Annotated in this window: 18 protein-coding genes and 1 riboswitch; of the genes, 10 read left to right on the top strand and 8 right to left on the bottom strand. The window is 57.8% G+C overall.

What is annotated here, in order from left to right:
* Positions 1–402 precede the first annotated feature (402 nt).
* Positions 403–1992, top strand: a complete 1590-nt coding sequence (gene purH, locus ABLV07_RS15670; RefSeq protein WP_015704020.1) for a bifunctional phosphoribosylaminoimidazolecarboxamide formyltransferase/IMP cyclohydrolase — start codon at positions 403–405, stop codon at positions 1990–1992.
* Positions 1993–2007: 15 nt separating this feature from the next.
* A complete protein-coding gene (purD, locus tag ABLV07_RS15675; RefSeq protein WP_348853608.1) occupies positions 2008–3303 on the top strand; it encodes a phosphoribosylamine--glycine ligase in 1296 nt (431 codons plus the stop codon).
* On the opposite strand, the gene zraR is transcribed toward purD, so the two are convergent.
* Both zraR and zraS read right to left on the bottom strand, forming a co-directional pair.
* Complete coding sequence (gene zraR / locus ABLV07_RS15680) at positions 3293–4624, bottom strand: sigma-54-dependent response regulator transcription factor ZraR (RefSeq protein WP_157195111.1); 1332 nt, start codon at positions 4622–4624, stop codon at positions 3293–3295. The genes purD and zraR overlap by 11 nt on opposite strands.
* Positions 4611–5996 (bottom strand): two-component system sensor histidine kinase ZraS, encoded by a 1386-nt coding sequence (gene zraS / locus ABLV07_RS15685; protein WP_032709589.1) that lies wholly within the window; start codon positions 5994–5996, stop codon positions 4611–4613. The genes zraR and zraS overlap by 14 nt, the downstream gene beginning before the upstream one ends.
* A 259-nt stretch (positions 5997–6255) precedes the next feature.
* On the opposite strand from zraS, the gene zraP reads away from it, so the two are divergent.
* Complete coding sequence (zraP, locus tag ABLV07_RS15690) at positions 6256–6693, top strand: zinc resistance sensor/chaperone ZraP (protein WP_020079895.1); 438 nt, start codon at positions 6256–6258, stop codon at positions 6691–6693.
* 3 nt (positions 6694–6696) lie between these two features.
* On the opposite strand, the gene ABLV07_RS15695 is transcribed toward zraP, so the two are convergent.
* From ABLV07_RS15695 to nudC, 6 genes are all read right to left on the bottom strand, one after another.
* The gene (locus tag ABLV07_RS15695; RefSeq protein ID WP_032709587.1) at positions 6697–7389 is read right to left on the bottom strand and encodes a DUF1481 domain-containing protein; all 693 of its coding nucleotides are present in this window, start codon (positions 7387–7389) and stop codon (positions 6697–6699) included.
* 12 nt (positions 7390–7401) lie between these two features.
* Positions 7402–7674: a nucleoid-associated protein HU-alpha gene (hupA, locus tag ABLV07_RS15700; RefSeq protein ID WP_002884342.1), complete on the bottom strand. Its 273-nt coding sequence runs from the start codon at positions 7672–7674 to the stop codon at positions 7402–7404.
* A gap of 186 nt (positions 7675–7860) precedes the next feature.
* On the bottom strand, positions 7861–8451 hold the full coding sequence (locus tag ABLV07_RS15705) for a YjaG family protein (protein WP_015368810.1): 591 nt from the start codon (positions 8449–8451) through the stop codon (positions 7861–7863).
* A gap of 42 nt (positions 8452–8493) precedes the next feature.
* A complete protein-coding gene (gene nfi / locus ABLV07_RS15710; RefSeq protein WP_045413593.1) occupies positions 8494–9165 on the bottom strand; it encodes a deoxyribonuclease V in 672 nt (223 codons plus the stop codon).
* Between the two features lie 12 nt (positions 9166–9177).
* Positions 9178–10242 (bottom strand): uroporphyrinogen decarboxylase, encoded by a 1065-nt coding sequence (hemE, locus tag ABLV07_RS15715; RefSeq protein WP_126028896.1) that lies wholly within the window; start codon positions 10240–10242, stop codon positions 9178–9180.
* Between the two features lie 40 nt (positions 10243–10282).
* Positions 10283–11056 (bottom strand): NAD(+) diphosphatase, encoded by a 774-nt coding sequence (gene nudC / locus ABLV07_RS15720; protein ID WP_020079899.1) that lies wholly within the window; start codon positions 11054–11056, stop codon positions 10283–10285.
* Positions 11057–11146: 90 nt separating this feature from the next.
* Between nudC and ABLV07_RS15725 the strand changes: the two genes are divergently transcribed.
* The 7 genes from ABLV07_RS15725 to thiH all read left to right on the top strand — a co-directional run bounded on the left by ABLV07_RS15725 (position 11147) and on the right by thiH (position 17275).
* Positions 11147–11644 carry an Rsd/AlgQ family anti-sigma factor gene (locus tag ABLV07_RS15725; RefSeq protein WP_015368814.1) on the top strand — a complete coding sequence of 166 codons (498 nt, stop codon included), beginning with the start codon at positions 11147–11149 and terminating at the stop codon, positions 11642–11644.
* Between the two features lie 52 nt (positions 11645–11696).
* Positions 11697–11821, top strand: a riboswitch (TPP riboswitch).
* 89 nt (positions 11822–11910) lie between these two features.
* The gene (thiC, locus tag ABLV07_RS15730; RefSeq protein WP_032709582.1) at positions 11911–13806 is read left to right on the top strand and encodes a phosphomethylpyrimidine synthase ThiC; all 1896 of its coding nucleotides are present in this window, start codon (positions 11911–11913) and stop codon (positions 13804–13806) included.
* Positions 13806–14441: a thiamine phosphate synthase gene (gene thiE / locus ABLV07_RS15735; RefSeq protein WP_015368816.1), complete on the top strand. Its 636-nt coding sequence runs from the start codon at positions 13806–13808 to the stop codon at positions 14439–14441. The genes thiC and thiE overlap by 1 nt, the downstream gene beginning before the upstream one ends.
* Positions 14434–15189: a HesA/MoeB/ThiF family protein gene (locus ABLV07_RS15740; protein WP_015704011.1), complete on the top strand. Its 756-nt coding sequence runs from the start codon at positions 14434–14436 to the stop codon at positions 15187–15189. Before thiE ends, ABLV07_RS15740 begins: the two co-directional genes overlap by 8 nt.
* Positions 15173–15373, top strand: a complete 201-nt coding sequence (gene thiS / locus ABLV07_RS15745; RefSeq protein WP_015704010.1) for a sulfur carrier protein ThiS — start codon at positions 15173–15175, stop codon at positions 15371–15373. Before ABLV07_RS15740 ends, thiS begins: the two co-directional genes overlap by 17 nt.
* A gap of 1 nt (position 15374) precedes the next feature.
* Positions 15375–16145, top strand: a complete 771-nt coding sequence (thiG, locus tag ABLV07_RS15750; RefSeq protein WP_032715415.1) for a thiazole synthase — start codon at positions 15375–15377, stop codon at positions 16143–16145.
* Positions 16142–17275, top strand: a complete 1134-nt coding sequence (thiH, locus tag ABLV07_RS15755; RefSeq protein ID WP_348853611.1) for a 2-iminoacetate synthase ThiH — start codon at positions 16142–16144, stop codon at positions 17273–17275. Before thiG ends, thiH begins: the two co-directional genes overlap by 4 nt.
* The last annotated feature ends 351 nt before the right edge of the window (positions 17276–17626 follow it).

Consider the following 17626-nt stretch of genomic DNA (forward strand, 5'->3'; position numbering starts at 1 on the left):
TTTTCTCTTCAACCGAACCGGCTGTTTGTGTGAAGTGATTCACATCTGCCGTGTCGATGGAGGCGCATTATAGGGAGTTCTCGAACGCCTGCAATAGAAAAATTGCAGAAAAATGACTGACTGCTGCATTCCCCAGCAAAACCCCGCTTTATACCCTTTTACACACAGAATTATCCACAGGAGCATGGCCAAAGAGGGCTCAAACCCCGCTACATCCACTGCCACATAAGGAGAGATTCATCGACTGAAAGAGAAAGATAAAAATTCGCGAGCGTTGCGCAAACGTTTTCGTTACAATGCCGCGCTATGACACGGATGCCCGGTTGGGTGCGTTAGGTGAGTTTTTAGGCAAAAACTCACCTAACGCTCTCTGTAATGTTCAAATCCTGGGGATTTAATACCATGCAACAACGTCGTCCAGTCCGCCGCGCTCTGCTCAGTGTTTCTGACAAGGCCGGTATCGTCGAATTCGCGCAGGCGCTTTCCGCTCGTGGTGTCGAGCTGCTGTCCACCGGCGGCACCGCTCGCCTGCTGGCAGATAAAGGCCTGCCGGTTACCGAAGTCTCTGACTACACCGGTTTCCCGGAAATGATGGATGGACGCGTGAAGACCCTGCATCCGAAAGTACACGGCGGCATCCTCGGTCGTCGCGGTCAGGATGACGGTATCATGCAGCAACACGGTATCGCGCCTATCGATATGGTTGTCGTTAACCTTTATCCGTTTGCCCAGACCGTCGCTCGTGAAGAGTGTTCGCTGGAAGACGCGGTGGAAAACATCGATATCGGCGGCCCGACCATGGTGCGCTCTGCGGCGAAGAACCATAAAGACGTCGCCATCGTGGTTAAGAGCAGCGACTACGACGCCATCATTAATGAGATGGACGCCAACGAAGGTTCCCTCACGCTGGACACCCGCTTCGACCTCGCCATTAAAGCCTTCGAACACACCGCCGCTTACGACAGCATGATCGCTAACTACTTCGGTAGCATGGTTCCGTCCTATCACGGCGAAAGCAAAGAAGCCGCTGGCCGCTTCCCGCGTACCCTGAATCTGAACTTCATTAAGAAGCAGGATATGCGCTACGGCGAAAACAGCCACCAGCAGGCTGCCTTCTATATAGAAGAGAATGTAAAAGAAGCCTCCGTGGCTACCGCCACCCAGCTGCAGGGCAAAGCGCTCTCCTATAACAATATTGCCGATACCGATGCGGCGCTGGAATGCGTGAAAGAGTTTAACGAGCCGGCCTGCGTTATCGTTAAGCATGCCAACCCGTGCGGCGTTGCCGTCAGCGACTCGATCCTCGACGCCTACGATCGCGCATACAAAACCGACCCAACCTCCGCGTTCGGCGGCATCATCGCCTTTAACCGCGAGCTGGATGCTGAAACCGCGCAGGCGATCATCTCTCGCCAGTTCGTCGAAGTGATCATCGCGCCATCCGCTAGCGAAGAAGCGCTGAAAATCACCGCCGCTAAGCAGAACGTCCGCGTACTGGTCTGCGGCCAGTGGGATGCTCGCGTCGCGGGTCTCGATTTCAAACGTGTCAATGGCGGCTTGCTGGTTCAGGACCGCGATCTCGGTATGGTCACCGCGGGCGAACTGCGCGTGGTTAGCAAACGTCAGCCGAGCGAGCAAGAGCTGCGCGATGCGCTGTTCTGCTGGAAAGTGGCGAAATTCGTCAAATCCAACGCCATCGTTTATGCCAAAGATAATATGACCATCGGTATAGGCGCCGGTCAGATGAGCCGCGTCTACTCAGCGAAAATTGCCGGGATTAAAGCCGGTGACGAAGGTCTGGAAGTGAAAGGTTCCGCCATGGCCTCTGACGCTTTCTTCCCGTTCCGCGATGGTATTGATGCCGCAGCCGCAGTAGGCATCACCTGCGTTATCCAACCGGGCGGTTCTATCCGCGACGAAGAAGTGATTGCCGCCGCGGACGAACATGGTATCGCCATGATCTTCACCGACATGCGCCACTTCCGCCATTAATTCACGGAGCAGCAGATGAAAGTATTAGTAATCGGCAACGGCGGGCGCGAGCACGCGCTGGCCTGGAAAGCGGCCCAGTCGCCGCTGGTTGATACCGTCTATGTCGCGCCGGGCAATGCGGGTACCGCGCTGGAGCCGGCGCTGCAAAACGTCGCCATCGGCGTCACCGATATTCCGGCCCTGCTACGCTTCGCGCAGGATGAGAAAATCGATCTGACGATCGTGGGTCCGGAAGCGCCACTGGTCATTGGCGTAGTAGACGCATTCCGTGCCGCAGGGCTCGCCATCTTCGGGCCAACCGAAGGCGCCGCGCAGCTGGAGGGTTCAAAAGCCTTCACCAAAGATTTCCTCGCTCGTCATCATATCCCGACGGCGGAATACCAGAACTTCACCGAAGTTGAGCCTGCGCTGGCTTATCTGCGGGAGAAAGGCGCGCCGATCGTCATCAAAGCCGACGGTCTGGCGGCAGGTAAAGGCGTTATCGTGGCGATGACCCTTGAGGAAGCCGAAGCGGCGGTCAAAGATATGCTGGCCGGTAACGCCTTTGGCGATGCAGGCCACCGCATCGTGATTGAAGAGTTCCTAGATGGCGAAGAAGCCAGCTTTATTGTCATGGTCGACGGCGAGCACGTCCTGCCGATGGCCACCAGCCAGGATCACAAGCGCGTCGGCAACGGCGATACCGGCCCGAACACCGGTGGTATGGGCGCTTACTCCCCGGCACCGGTGGTTACTGATGAAGTCCATCAGCGCACCATGGAGCGGATTATCTGGCCAACCGTTAAAGGTATGGCCGCTGAAGGTAACACCTATACCGGTTTCCTGTATGCCGGTCTGATGATCGACAAGCAGGGCAATCCGAAGGTTATTGAGTTCAACTGCCGTTTTGGCGATCCGGAAACCCAGCCGATCATGCTGCGCATGAAATCCGATCTGGTAGAGCTGTGCCTCGCCGCCAGCGCGGGCAAGCTGGACGAGAAAACTTCCGAGTGGGATAACCGCGCTTCGCTGGGCGTCGTGGTTGCCGCCGGTGGCTATCCGGGCAGCTACAACACGGGCGATGAGATCCACGGCCTGCCGCAGCAGGAAGCCGCAGACGGTAAAGTCTTCCATGCCGGCACCAAACTGGCAGACGACCAGCGCGTGGTCACCAACGGCGGGCGCGTGCTGTGCGTGACCGCGCTGGGTGACACCGTGGCTCAGGCGCAGCAGCGCGCCTATGAACTGCTGACCGATATTCACTGGGACGGCAGCTTTAGCCGTAACGATATCGGCTGGCGCGCCATCGCGCGTGAGAAAACTAACGGCTGAGTTTTGCCAGCAGCGTTTTACGCGTAATGCCTAACTGACGGGCGGCTTCAGTTTTGTTGCCGCCCGTTTTTTCCAGCGCCGAGAGAATGACTTCTTTTTCGACTTCCACTAATGGCTGAATCAGCGCCTCATCGTTGACAGTGACCGGCAGCGGCGCGCCCGCTATCGCCAACGGCAGTTCACGCTCGGAAATGTAGTCTCCGGTCAGTAGCACCACCGCCCGCTCCACCGCATTTTCCAGTTCGCGGATATTTCCCGGCCAGCCGTAGTGAATCAACAGGTCCATCGCCTGCGGCGTAAATCCCTGCACCGTTTTACGATTGCGTTCGGCATAGCGCTTAAGAAAGTGCTGCGCCAGTTGCGGAATATCTTCACGCCGCTGACGCAGCGGCGGCATATCAATAGTTACGACATTCAGGCGGTAATAGAGATCCTGGCGAAAACGCCCGGCGCTCACCTCCTCCGCCAGATTACGATGGGTGGCGGCGATTAGCCGCACATCGACAGAAAGCGTCTGATTACTGCCCACGCGCTGCACTTCGCGTTCCTGAATCGCCCGCAGCAGACGCACCTGCATCAGCGGCGAGATATCGCCAATTTCATCAAGGAACAGCGTGCCGCCATCCGCCTCGACAAAACGCCCTTCCCGCCGCCGTTCCGCGCCGGTAAAAGCTCCTTTTTCATGGCCGAACAGCTCGGATTCCAGCAGCGACTCATTGAGCGCTGCGCAGTTTAGCGTCACCAGCGGCTTGTCGCGGCGCTCGCTGCAGGCGTGGATGGCGCGCGCCACCAGTTCTTTACCGGTTCCCGATTCGCCGCAGATCAGCACCGTCGCGTCCGAGGGCGCCACCAGCGTAATATTGTTGATAAGCGCCTGCATTGCCGGGCTTTCGCCAATCATGCCCCATCGTAAATCTGACGAGGCGCTGAGATCGCTCTCGCTCTGCCGGGTGTGCGCCAGCGCCTGAACCAGCGTCTGCTGTAGGGTGTCAAAATCCAGCGGCTTGACCAGATAATCCAGCGCGCCGGACTTAATAGCCTCAACCGCCGTGCCGACGCTGGAGAATGCCGTCATGATTAATACCGGAATCGCCGGGTTATAGGCTTTGATCTCTTTTAATGTCGCGATACCGTCCATCTCCGCCATGCGGATATCGCATAGCACCAGGTCGAAGACCTGCTGATGGATCTGCTCCAGCGCCTGCAGGCCGTTGTGGGCTAACGCCACTTGATAGCCCCAGCCACGCAGTAGCGCCTGCAGAATCGTGCAGTGGCTGACGTCATCATCGACAACCAGAATCTGTACTTTATCGCTGCTCATCTTCCCTCCGTTGAGCATCTACTGGTAGCCAAAGCGTAAATATCGCTCCGGCTCCCGGCTGACTTTCGGCGCGGATCGTCCCGCCATGTTGTTCGATAATATTCTGTACCACCGCCAGCCCCAGCCCTGTGCCGTCCGCCTTGGTGGTGAAATAAGGAGTGAAGATGGCCTGCAGCTCTTCATCGCTCATCCCCTTACCGCTATCCTTGACGACAATTTTCACACGTTGCCGATCGGCTTCGCTTGCCGATACGTGAATGACGCCGTCGCGGCCAATAGCCTGCATCGCATTCAGATACAGATTCAACAGCACCTGGTTCAGACGGTCGGGGTCGGCTTTAATCGAGGTTAATTCAGGGCGCGGAGTAAATTGCAGTTCGATCCCGCGACTCTGCGCATCCTGGCTTACCAGCTGCAATGAGTGATGGATAAGCGCGTTAATATCGACCGGCTGGTAGTTTAAATGGGCAGGGCGAACCAGCTCCAGCAGTTCGCTGACGACCCGGTTCAGGCGGTCGGCCTCTTTCGCCATCACCAGCGCTAACTCCTGCGCCTCGCCGCCCGGCGGCGTACGCTCGGCAAAATACTTTGCCAGTCCTTTAATCGAAGAGAGCGGGTTGCGGATCTCATGCGCGACGCCAGCCGCCAGATGCCCAAGGGCCATCAGTTTTTCTTTGCGGGCCATCGCCTCCTGTAGCTGCTGACGTGAACGACGGTAGCGGCGGAACCAGAACTGAGCGAGGATCGTCGCGACGATGACCAGCGCCGCGGCCACCAGCATGATCATCATGTTACGCAAGCCGCGAGCCTGCGCCGCATCCAGCTCGCGGCTATCAAAGGCGATAAAAATCACCTGTGGAACATTAGGCTGAGCCAGCGCGCTGTTGCAGCGCTTCATCATTCCCATATGGTGACCACGAGCAGGGTTGAGCGGGCGGAACTGGCGATAAATCTCCAGCGCCGGTTGCGGCTCGGCAAGCCGACGCCAGCGCTCCTGTTCGCCCACCTTGAGTTCACGCATTTGCGCAGGACTGTACAGCGCGGTATCCACCTGTTGCGGGTCGCTGTGGGCGATAATCTTACCGTTTTCATCGGTCACCGCGAACCACAGCACTCCGGGCTGCCATGCCATCTCCTCCAGCAACGCCTGCAGCTGCGCGTGATGCATTCGCATCCCCATGCCGACACGCGTGCCGGACTCCAGGGCGCGGATCAGCACACTCCCCTTTTCTTCGATATTTTGCCGGGCGGCGGCGGTCTCCCGACCATAATCGCGGACGATCATCGCGGAAAACAGAAGAACTAACAGGACGACCGTGCCGGTCAGTAACCAGCTCAGGGCGTCCCGGAAGCATGAAGTAATGCGCAGCATGGGCGGGTCCTTATCGTGTCCTTATTCGCTATCGAAGGATCCATCAGCAGAAATCATGCCATTTTTCCATACCGTGAAACCTGTCCTCAGACATATCGTCGGTGATTTAGCGAGTAAAAATGACTCGCTGTCGCCAGACGCAACGGGTCATTTTTACTCGCCAGAGTCACGTGTGCCGCGGACCAGCCGGTATTGACGCGCTTTTTCAGGCTGGCATGGAAGATGCAACACAGAGGGAAACCACACAGGAGATCACGCTATGAAACGGAAACCGACTTTATCCCTCATCTTCGCGGCGCTTGCCGCTCTGACCTTTGGCAGTCACGCGGCCTGGGCCGGACATCACTGGGGCTACAATAACGGGATGGGCGCGCAGGGTTACAGCCAGCTCACCCAGGAACAGCAAGCGACCGTGCAGAAGCTACATGACAATTACTATGCGCAAACCAGCGCCCTGCGCCAGCAGTTACAGTCCAAACGCTACGAGTACAATGCGCTGCTTACTGCGCCAAAACCAGAAAGCGGAAAAATTGAGGCCGTGGCGAAGGAAATGGAAACATTAAGCCAGCAGCTGGATCAGCAGCGGGTAAAATTTGATATCGCCCTTGCGGAAGCAGGCGTTCCTCGCGGCGCGGGTATGGGTTACGGCGGCTGCCGCGGTAATGGCGGTGGTCATATGGGCATGAACCACTGGTAAAACTCAGAACGATTTTTCGTTCGGCTGCCAGGTACAGAAGTTTTCGTTAGCCACCAGCAGCAGCTGAGCGCCTTCCGGTGCTTCCAGCCACGCCACGCTCACTTCTACGGAAGAGTGATTCTGGCGGCGTTCAATATGCGCTAATGCCCGCTCATCAAGGTCAGGCTTCACGGTCTGGCCTTCACAGGTAGTCACGGTACGATCGGCATGCCAGCGCCCCTGGCGTAAAACTACCCGTCCCTGACGCAATGCATCGCTGGTTTCACGGATTTGCTGTGCGCGGTAGCGGTACAGCGCAACCTGGTCGCTGGAAAGCTGCTGCTTCTGCCCGTCGACTTCCCGCTGCATAAAGCTCAGCTCGCCCTGGGCGTCAAAGCGGGCGCGAATATGTTCCGGCGGTTTACCGTATACATTGAGTTCAATAAGCGTTAGTTGGCCATCCTGCCAGCGGTACTCGCTGGTTGAGGTGTCGCCGCGGTGCCATGGACTAAAAGCGGCAAGCAGGTGAACTTCATCGCCGGCATCTTTGCGCCAGATGCGCATGGCGCCCTGGTTATCGGCGTAGCCGCTGGCGGTGAAAGGAGGAAGAGAAGAATCGTGACTGCAGGCAGTGAGCAATAGCGCGCCTGCCAGCGTCAGCGTGCGACGCCAGTTAGACAAAAGGGGCTTAAAAGCCCCTTCGTTAAAACTGGACACTGCCACGCGGTCTTACTTGACTGCGTCTTTCAGCGCTTTGCCAGAAACAAATGCTGGCACGTTAGCTGCAGCGATTTTGATTTCTTTACCGGTCTGCGGGTTGCGGCCAGTACGCTCAGCACGGTGGTTCACTTTGAAGGTACCGAAACCAACCAGTTGAACAGCATCACCTTCTTTCAGAGACTCGGTAATTGCAGCCAGGGTGGATTCCAGGGCAGCTTTTGCCTGTGCTTTAGACAGGTCAGCTTTGTCCGCAATTACATCAATCAGTTGAGTCTTGTTCATAAGTTATCCTTACAATGTGTTTATCGCTTGCTAAGCATCGAGTGCGACGGAAATGCCAGAAAAGCACTCTCCTGCATACACGCACCGATAGCCACTTTTTTTCGCCCCCCAAATGTAGACCAGACAGGGGGCGGAATGGAAGTCTTCAGACGCTACAATTCAGGCGGTAAATCACGTTTTCTGGTCTCATTGCTGAAAATTTATACCAATATTGCTCTCGCCGGCCTCTCGCAGGTCTGCACGCAGCCCTTTAATCAGTTCAATATCGCGTTCTTCGCAGTCGGCCAACAGGCGGAAAATCTCCCACTGAATGTCCCATTCTTGTTCAACCGCCGGGTTGGCTCTGAGCTCTTCATCGGTCATTTCGCGACCTTCCTGAGTCATTTCCAGCATCGCGACGGTAGTAATGGAAGTCTTACTGACCTCGATAGCATGTTCCAGCGTTTCACCGCTCAGGCGTGAGTGGATTAATTCGCTCAGCGCGACGCAGGCATCGATAGCCGGATAGACGCCGTACATGTCGTAGTCATCCGCGGACGGAATCGCCTCTTCCAGCTTTTCCAGCTGACTGTCGAAATTCACCTTCGCATCTTTTACCGTCAGCGTTTCCCAGATCAGGTCAAGGATACGACGATATAACTGGCCGTCGCCGAACTCGGTTTGCTTGCAGAACATGGCGTAGTTAGGGTACATACGCTCGCACAGGCAGGCCATAAAGGTGACGTGCTGCCAGCTCTCCAGTTTCTCCAGGCGCAGGTGAATCGGGTTTTGTAACATGATGAATTCTCGAAGTCAGAAATTAGGCGCAGTGTACCTGAATCAGCCGTGATTTGCTTGCCAACGCACAAAGGAAGGCCGACGGGATGCCACGGCATCGGCCCAGCGCGTCGGCTCGGGTAGACGATAGCCCTGCATACAGCGTTCCACCCACATTAACGCGCTATCCATACCCACGCGGTGGCCCGTACTGATAAACAGCGGGTTGCAGCGTGCTTTGCTGCGCCAGACCCAGGCCAGCTGATCGCCTTTGTCAATTAATGGCGCCAGCGCGCCGGGCTCGGCGCCAAGCGGTTCAAACTTGCCGCATAAACGTTTTTTCGCTACGCCAATCGTTGGCACATCAACCATCAGGCCAAAATGGCTGGCGACGCCAAGCCGCCGGGGATGTGAAATACCGTGCCCGTCGACGAACAACAGATCGGGCTTTTGCGATAGCTGTTGCCACGCCGCCAGCAGCGCGGGGGTCTCGCGAAAGGAGAGGAAGCCTGGGATGTACGGCATCGTGGTGGCGACGCGCGCCACCTGATACTCCACCAGCTCAAGCCCCGGATAAGTTAGCAGCACCATCGCAGCGCGGGTAATTTCCCCCTCCTGCTCAAACCCCACATCGGCGCCGCCGATCAGCACCGGCGGGTCGCGATCCAATCGGTCCGCACGTTCTACCGACGCGGCTAAAGATTGCTGTTGGGTCCGTAGCGCAGCTAAATCCATCATGCTTATCTCCTATTGGTGATATTGCGCGGAGAGACGATGCACCGCCTCAACAAAGACTCCTGCATGCTGTGGGTCGACGTCCTGATGGATGCCGTGGCCAAGGTTAAAGACATGGCCTTCGCCCTGGCCGAAGCCGGCGAGAATGTGCGCCACTTCGTCTTCAATGCGGGCGGCAGGGGCATAAAGCATCGACGGGTCCATATTGCCCTGCAGCGCCACTTTGTGGCCTACGCGACGGCGAGCATCGGCAATATCGGTGGTCCAGTCGAGACCCAGCGCATCGCAGCCGGTCTCCGCCATCGCTTCCAGCCATTGTCCGCCGCCTTTGGTGAACAGCGTTACCGGTACGCGACGGCCTTCGTTTTCCCGCAGCAGGCCATCGACGATTTTATGCATGTAGTAGAGCGAGAACTGCTGATAGTCGCGGCCGGTCAACACGCCACCCCAGGTGTCGAAAATCATCACCGACTGCGCGCCCGCTTTGATCTGCGCGTTCAGATACAGGGTGACGCTTTTCGCCAGCTTATCCAGCAGCGCGTGCAGCGCCTGCGGTTCGGCGTACATCATCTTTTTGATGACGGTAAAGGCTTTGCTGCTGCCGCCTTCGACCATATAGGTCGCCAGCGTCCACGGGCTGCCGGAAAAACCAATCAGCGGTACTTCGCCTTTCAGTTCATGGCGAATGGTGCGCACGGCGTTCATCACGTAGCCTAATTCTTGTTCCGGGTCCGGCAGCGGCAGTTTGTCGACGTCGGCTTTGCATTTCACCGGCGAGGTGAAGCGCGGGCCTTCGCCAGCTTCAAAGTACAGCCCCAGCCCCATCGCATCCGGAATCGTCAGGATGTCCGAAAAGAGGATCGCCGCATCCAGCGGGTAACGGCGCAGCGGCTGTAGCGTTACTTCGCATGCCAGCTCGGCATTTTTACACAGCGACATGAAATCGCCCGCTTGCGCGCGGGTGGCTTTGTATTCCGGGAGATAGCGGCCCGCCTGGCGCATCATCCACACCGGGGTGACATCAACCGGCTGGCGCAGCAGCGCGCGCAGGTAACGATCGTTTTTCAGTTCGGTCATTTTTACATTCCTTTAGCGTTGATGCGCCCAGTGTAACATGTCACTCGTACTCTGCCCGACACATCGCCACCGTATCTTCGATCAGGCGTCGCGCCACCGTGCCCGGCGGCGGCAGTAGCGGCAAATCGTCATAGCGATACCACTCTGCGCTCAGCAGCTCTTTCTTATCCACGACAATATCGCCGCTATCGTATTCAGCCATAAAGGCGGTCATCAATGATTGCGGGAAGGGCCACGGCTGGGAGGTCACATAGCGCAGGTTTTTCACCTTAATACCGCTCTCTTCCATCACTTCGCGGGCGACCGCCTGCTCAAGGGTTTCACCCACTTCGACAAACCCGGCCAACACCGTATGGACACCATTACGATGGCGGGTATGCTGTGCCAGCAGAATTGAATCGTCGCGACGAATGGCAACGATAATGCAGGGGGCAATTTGCGGATAATAGCGCTCGCGGCAGTGGCCGCACAGCATCGCCCACTCGGTTTTACTGACATGCATCGGGTGACCGCAGTAGCCGCAGAATTTATGCGATCGATAAAACTCGGCCAACTGGATCCCGCGCCCTGCTAACTGGAAAAGCCCAGGATCCTGATCCAATACCTGGCGCAGCGATCCCATATCACGGCGACGATCCTGACGCACCAGCCACACCGCTTCGCCTTGCCACTCGCCGAGATGTAGCGCGCGTTCACCGACAAGATCAAAATTTACCGCTTCGCCATGTGGTAATTCCCCTGCGGGAAGCCATAATTTTTGTTCGTGACTGACGATCCACCAGCCGCGATCTAATTTTTCAATAATACGATCCATATCTATTGCGCTACCTTCGTTTTACTGGCACTTTTAACATTATATTTACATTTGCTGAGCGACGTTATTTTTAATCTTGCGGAGTCAATCATGTTAAACCAGCTGGAAAACCTGACGGAACGTGTTGGAGGCAATAACAAACTGGTCGATCGCTGGCTGCTTGTGCGTAAGCATTTGCTCGTGGCTTACTACAACCTGGTTGGCCTGAAACCCGGCAAAGAATCCTTTATGCGGCTTAATGAAAAGGCGCTGGATGACTTTTGCCAAAGCCTGGTGGATTACCTCTCATCCGGTCATTTTAATATTTATGAACGTATTATCGGAGAAATGGAAGGGAGTACCCCTCTTTTAGCCGCTACCAAAATCTACCCGCAGCTGGAAGCCAATACCCAGCAGATGATGGACTACTACGATACCTGCCTCGAAAACGCCATCGATCATGATAACTATCTCGAATTTCAGCAGGCGCTGTCAGATATCGGCGAATCGCTGGAGGCGCGCTTCGCGCTTGAGGACAAGCTGCTGGCGCTGGTCGTCGCTCACGATCAGAAAGACAACGTTGGCGACAATATCGCGCCGACCGCTTGAGTTGTGAACCGTTAACGAGTAATTTACATACATTATCCCTCTGCGGAGGGATTTCATCTTGTCGGAGTGCCTATTTTCCACGCGAACGCTGAAGTGGAAAAGGCTGAGACCGTTTATTCGGGATCCGCGGAACCTGATCAGGCTAATACCTGCGAAGGGAACAAGAGTAAACTGCTGGTCGCACCTGCCCGTTACGGGCTGGTCGCATCTGTTACTCCATCCGTCGTCTGACAAGCCATCTCCTTTTTTTGTAACTGGAATGCGCTATGTCTACTACCAAACTGACCCGCCGGGAACAACGCGAACACGCGCAGCGATTCATTGATACGCTGGAAGGTACCGCTTTTCCCAATTCGCGCCGCATTTACATTCAAGGCTCACAGGCTGATATCCGCGTCCCGATGCGTGAAATCCAGCTCAGCCCGACGCTCATCGGCGGTGATAAAGATAACCCCCAATACGAAGCCAACGAACCGATATCGGTGTACGACACCTCCGGGCCATACGGCGACCCGGAGATCAACATCGATGTCCGCCAGGGGCTGGCAAAACTACGCCAACCGTGGATCGACGCGCGTAACGACTGCGCACCGCTCAACGAACGCAGCTCGGCTTACACTAAAGCGCGGCTGGCCGACGATGGCCTTGATGAACTGCGCTTCGGCGGCCTGCTGACGCCTAAACGCGCCGTCGCTGGCAAATGCGTGACGCAACTACACTATGCCCGCCAGGGGATCGTCACCCCGGAGATGGAATTCATCGCCATTCGCGAAAACATGGGCCGCGAGCGTATCCGCAGCGAGGTGCTGCGCCAGCAGCATCCCGGAGAAAGCTTTGGCGCACGCCTGCCGGACAACATTACCGCCGAATTCGTCCGCGATGAAGTCGCTGCCGGGCGAGCCATCATCCCGGCCAATATCAATCACCCGGAATCCGAGCCGATGATTATCGGCCGCAACTTCCTGGTGAAAGTGAATGCCAATATCGGCAACTCGGCGGTGACCTCTTCCATTGAAGAAGAGGTCGAGAAGCTGGTCTGGTCAACCCGCTGGGGCGCCGACACGGTAATGGACCTCTCCACCGGCCGCTATATCCACGAGACCCGCGAATGGATCCTGCGCAACAGCCCGGTGCCGATTGGTACCGTCCCGATTTACCAGGCGCTGGAGAAGGTCAACGGCATTGCCGAGAACCTGACCTGGGAAGCCTTCCGCGATACCCTGCTGGAACAGGCCGAACAGGGCGTCGACTACTTCACGATTCACGCCGGGGTGCTGCTGCGTTACGTGCCGATGACCGCGAAGCGGCTGACCGGGATCGTCTCGCGCGGCGGTTCCATCATGGCCAAGTGGTGCCTGTCGCATCATCAGGAAAACTTCCTCTACCAGCACTTCCGAGAAATCTGTGAAATCTGCGCCGCCTATGACGTGTCGCTGTCCCTCGGCGATGGTCTGCGCCCCGGCTCGATTCAGGATGCCAACGACGAGGCGCAGTTCGCCGAGCTGCATACGCTGGGCGAGCTGACTAAAATCGCCTGGGAGTATGACGTTCAGGTGATGATTGAAGGCCCCGGCCACGTGCCGATGCAGATGATTCGCCGCAATATGACCGAAGAGCTGGAGCACTGCCACGAAGCGCCGTTCTACACGCTGGGGCCGCTCACCACCGACATCGCGCCGGGCTATGATCATTTCACTTCCGGTATCGGCGCGGCAATGATTGGCTGGTTTGGCTGCGCCATGCTGTGCTACGTCACGCCAAAAGAACATCTCGGCTTGCCCAACAAAGAGGATGTAAAACAGGGGCTGATTACCTACAAAATCGCCGCCCACGCCGCCGACCTCGCTAAAGGCCACCCGGGGGCGCAGATCCGCGACAACGCGATGTCAAAAGCGCGTTTCGAATTCCGCTGGGAAGACCAGTTCAACCTCGCGCTCGATCCCTTTACCGCGCGGGCCTATCACGATGAAACCCTGCCGCAGGAGTCCGGCAAAGTCGCCCACTTCTGCTCCATGTGCGGGCCGAAATTCTGTTCGATGAAGATCACGCAGGAGGTCCGTGACTACGCCGCAAAGCAAAATATCGAAGCCGGCATGGCCGATATGTCGAATAACTTCCGCGCCCGCGGCGGTGAAATCTACCTGAAAAAGGAAAATGCCTGATGTACCAGCCTGACTTTCCGCCCGTACCGTTTCGTCTCGGGCTTTATCCGGTTGTCGATAGCGTGGCGTGGATTGAGCGCCTGCTGGAAGCCGGCGTACGCACTATTCAATTGCGGATCAAGGACCAGCGCGACAGCGAGGTAGAGGATGATGTTATCGCCGCCATCGCGCTTGGCCGCCGCTATCGCGCGCGTCTGTTTATCAATGATTACTGGCAACTGGCGATTAAGCACCGGGCGTATGGCGTACATCTGGGTCAAGAGGACCTGGAAACCACCGACCTGAGCGCCATCCGTAAAGCCGGACTGCGCCTTGGCGTCTCCACTCACGACGACATGGAAATTGACGTCGCGCTGGCGGCGCGCCCTTCCTACATCGCACTGGGACACGTCTTCCCGACGCAAACCAAACAGATGCCTTCGGCGCCGCAGGGCCTCGAACAGCTTGCCGGGCATATTCAGCGGCTGGCCGATTATCCGACGGTTGCGATAGGCGGCATCAGTCTGGAAAAAGCACCGGGCGTACTGGCCACCGGCGTTGGCAGCATCGCGGTCGTCAGCGCCATTACCCAGGCTGCTGACTGGCGGGCTGCCACTGCACAACTGTTAACGCTGGCGGGAGCAGGCGATGAATGATCACGATTTCATGCGCTATAGCCGCCAGCTGCTGCTGGAAGATATCGCCATCGAGGGGCAGCAGAAACTGTTAGCCAGCCGGGCGCTGATTATTGGCCTGGGCGGCTTAGGTTCGCCGGCGGCGCTATATCTGGCGGGGGCCGGCGTCGGGACGCTGACGCTGGCCGATGACGACGCGGTGCATCTCAGCAACCTGCAGCGGCAAATTCTGTTCACCAGCGACGATATCGACCAGCCAAAAGCCGCGGCGGCAAAGACGCGGCTCAACCAACTCAATCCGCAAATCCGCCTCGTGGCGCTACAGCAGCGTTTAAGCGGCGAGGCGCTGCGCGCTGAAGTGGCGAAAGCCGACGTGGTGCTGGACTGTACCGATAACATGATCGCCCGCCAGGCGATTAACGCCGCCTGCGTCGCCCTTGAGACGCCGCTGGTGACCGCCAGCGCCGTCGGCTTCGGCGGCCAGTTGATGGTGCTGACGCCGCCCTGGGCGCAGGGCTGCTATCGCTGCCTGTGGCCGGACACCGCCGAACCGCAACGTAACTGCCGCACCGCGGGAATCGTCGGTCCGGTCGTCGGCATGATGGGGACGCTGCAGGCGCTGGAGGCCATAAAGCTCCTTAGCGGCATGGCGACGCCGCGCAACACGCTACGGCTGTTTGATGCCCGCACCAGCAACTGGCGCAACCTCGCGCTGCAAAAGGCCCAGGGCTGCCCGGTATGCGGAGGCCATGATGCAAGTCTGGTTTAACGACGAACCGCTGGAGTGCGCGGACAACCTCAGCGTAAGCGCCCTGCTCAGCCAACTGGAACAGCTCCAGCCGGGCGTTGCGCTGGCGCTCAATCAACACATCCTGCCACGCGAACGGTGGGAAGATCATCTCTTGCAGGAAGGCGATCGGGTCCTGCTTTTTCAGGTTATCGCCGGAGGCTGATATGTTACGTATTGCTGATAAGACATTTGAATCCCACCTTTTTACCGGAACCGGCAAGTTCGCCGCCCCGGAGGTGATGGTCGAGGCGATTCGCGCCTCGGGAAGCCAGCTGGTGACGCTGGCGATGAAGCGCGTCGATTTACGCCAGAACAATGACGCGATTCTCGCGCCGCTGCTGGCGGCGGGCGTTAACCTGCTGCCGAATACCTCAGGCGCCAAGACGGCGGAAGAAGCGGTATTTGCCGCCCGCCTGGCGCGGGAAGCCTTAGGCACCCACTGGTTGAAACTGGAGATCCACCCGGACGCCCGCTGGCTGCTGCCTGACCCCATTGAAACCCTGAAGGCGGCGGAATTGCTGGTGCGCGAAGGTTTTGTCGTCCTGCCCTATTGCGGCGCCGACCCGGTCCTGTGCAAACGGCTGGAAGAGGCTGGCTGCGCGGCGGTGATGCCGTTGGGCGCACCGATAGGCTCCAACCAGGGGCTGGAAACCAGGGCTATGCTGGAGATTATTATCGAACAGGCGACGGTACCGGTGGTGGTTGATGCCGGGATCGGCGTACCGAGCCACGCGGCGCAGGCGCTGGAGATGGGCGCTGATGCGGTGCTGGTCAATACCGCCATTGCCGTCGCCGACGATCCTGTCGCCATGGCTCGCGCCTTCCGCATGGCGGTCGATGCCGGATTACTGGCGCGTCAGGCCGGACCGGGCGCACGCAGTACTCAGGCGCAGGCCACCAGCCCGCTTACCGGCTTTCTGGAGGCGCTGGCATGAAAACTTTTAGCGATCGCTGGCGGCAGCTGGAGTGGGATGACATCCGCCTGCGCATCAACAGCAAAACCGCCGCCGACGTCGAACGAGCGCTGGCGGCAAAGCAGCTCACCCGCGATGACATGATGGCTCTGCTCTCTCCTGCCGCGGCCGATTACCTTGAACCGCTGGCCCAGCGCGCACAGCGCCTCACCCGGCAGCGCTTCGGCAACACCGTCAGCTTTTACGTACCGTTGTATTTGTCCAACCTGTGCGCCAACGACTGTACCTACTGCGGCTTCTCAATGAGTAATCGCATTAAGCGCAAGACGCTGGATGAAGCAGAGATTGCCCGCGAATGCGCCGCAATCCGCGATTTAGGCTTTGAGCATTTGTTACTGGTCACCGGCGAACATCAGAGTAAGGTCGGAATGGATTATTTCCGCCAGCATCTGCCATCCATCCGCCGCCAGTTTGCCTCGCTGCATATGGAAGTGCAGCCGATGGCGACCGACGAGTATGCCGAACTAAAAACGCTGGGGCTTGATGGGGTGATGGTCTATCAGGAGACCTACCATGAAGGCATGTATGCCCAGCACCACTTGAAAGGTAAAAAGCAGGATTTCTTCTGGCGTCTGGATACGCCGGATCGGCTGGGCGAAGCGGGGATCGACAAGATCGGCCTTGGCGCGCTCATTGGTCTTTCCGACAGCTGGCGGGTGGACTGCTTTATGGTCGCCGAACATCTGCTATGGCTACAGCAGCGCTACTGGCGCAGCCGTTACTCTATCTCCTTCCCGCGTTTACGCCCTTGTGCCGGAGGGATTGCGCCAGCCTCGCTGATGGACGAACGTCAGCTGGTGCAGACCATTTGCGCCTTCCGCCTGCTGGCACCGGAGGTTGAGCTGTCGCTCTCGACCCGTGAATCACCGTGGTTCCGCGACCGGGTGATCCCGCTGGCGATTAACAACGTCAGCGCGTTCTCCAAAACCCAGCCCGGCGGCTACGCCGACGATCATCCGGAGCTTGAGCAATTTGCGCCACACGACGATCGCCGCCCTGAAGAGGTCGCCAGCGCGCTGGCCGCCCGTGGCCTGCAGCCGGTATGGAAAGACTGGGATAGCTGGCTGGGACGCGCCTCGCAATCATCATGAAGCATGCTGCAAGCAGCTGATTATTTTGCGTGCCTGCACGAGAGATGAAAAACAGAGGCTCGCCGAACTGCCGCCGTTTTTCTATTCTGCCCTGGTCAGCAGCGGACGCTGACCAGGGCGAGCTTTTCTTTCCTCTCTTCGCCCTGCCTCTACCGTCCGCACTGCCGCAAACATATTGCTATTAAATATTAATCACGATGATGAGCGCACTCAGCGTTATAATTTAGCGATAGTTACCTGATTCGCTAAGCAGGCATGCTGGCTTAACCTGCGTCTAAACCCACGGTTTATACCCTAAATAATTCGAGTTGCAGGAAGGCGGCGACGCAGCGAATCCCCAGAAGCTTACTT

Source organism: Klebsiella sp. CN_Kp097 (assembly GCF_040064495.1).
Classification (GTDB): domain Bacteria; phylum Pseudomonadota; class Gammaproteobacteria; order Enterobacterales; family Enterobacteriaceae; genus Klebsiella; species Klebsiella aerogenes.

Bases quoted from the DNA above. Each gene is read 5' to 3' on its own strand.
- purH (WP_015704020.1), top strand. From the start codon at position 403: ATGCAACAACGTCGTCCAGTCCGCCGCGCTCTGCTCAGTGTTTCTGAC.
- purD (WP_348853608.1), top strand. From the start codon at position 2,008: ATGAAAGTATTAGTAATCGGCAACGGCGGGCGCGAGCACGCGCTGGCC.
- zraR (WP_157195111.1), bottom strand. From the start codon at position 4,624: ATGAGCAGCGATAAAGTACAGATTCTGGTTGTCGATGATGACGTCAGC.
- zraS (WP_032709589.1), bottom strand. From the start codon at position 5,996: ATGCTGCGCATTACTTCATGCTTCCGGGACGCCCTGAGCTGGTTACTG.
- zraP (WP_020079895.1), top strand. From the start codon at position 6,256: ATGAAACGGAAACCGACTTTATCCCTCATCTTCGCGGCGCTTGCCGCT.
- hupA (WP_002884342.1), bottom strand. From the start codon at position 7,674: ATGAACAAGACTCAACTGATTGATGTAATTGCGGACAAAGCTGACCTG.
- ABLV07_RS15705 (WP_015368810.1), bottom strand. From the start codon at position 8,451: ATGTTACAAAACCCGATTCACCTGCGCCTGGAGAAACTGGAGAGCTGG.
- nfi (WP_045413593.1), bottom strand. From the start codon at position 9,165: ATGGATTTAGCTGCGCTACGGACCCAACAGCAATCTTTAGCCGCGTCG.
- hemE (WP_126028896.1), bottom strand. From the start codon at position 10,242: ATGACCGAACTGAAAAACGATCGTTACCTGCGCGCGCTGCTGCGCCAG.
- nudC (WP_020079899.1), bottom strand. From the start codon at position 11,056: ATGGATCGTATTATTGAAAAATTAGATCGCGGCTGGTGGATCGTCAGT.
- ABLV07_RS15725 (WP_015368814.1), top strand. From the start codon at position 11,147: ATGTTAAACCAGCTGGAAAACCTGACGGAACGTGTTGGAGGCAATAAC.
- thiC (WP_032709582.1), top strand. From the start codon at position 11,911: ATGTCTACTACCAAACTGACCCGCCGGGAACAACGCGAACACGCGCAG.
- thiE (WP_015368816.1), top strand. From the start codon at position 13,806: ATGTACCAGCCTGACTTTCCGCCCGTACCGTTTCGTCTCGGGCTTTAT.
- ABLV07_RS15740 (WP_015704011.1), top strand. From the start codon at position 14,434: ATGAATGATCACGATTTCATGCGCTATAGCCGCCAGCTGCTGCTGGAA.
- thiS (WP_015704010.1), top strand. From the start codon at position 15,173: ATGCAAGTCTGGTTTAACGACGAACCGCTGGAGTGCGCGGACAACCTC.
- thiG (WP_032715415.1), top strand. From the start codon at position 15,375: ATGTTACGTATTGCTGATAAGACATTTGAATCCCACCTTTTTACCGGA.
- thiH (WP_348853611.1), top strand. From the start codon at position 16,142: ATGAAAACTTTTAGCGATCGCTGGCGGCAGCTGGAGTGGGATGACATC.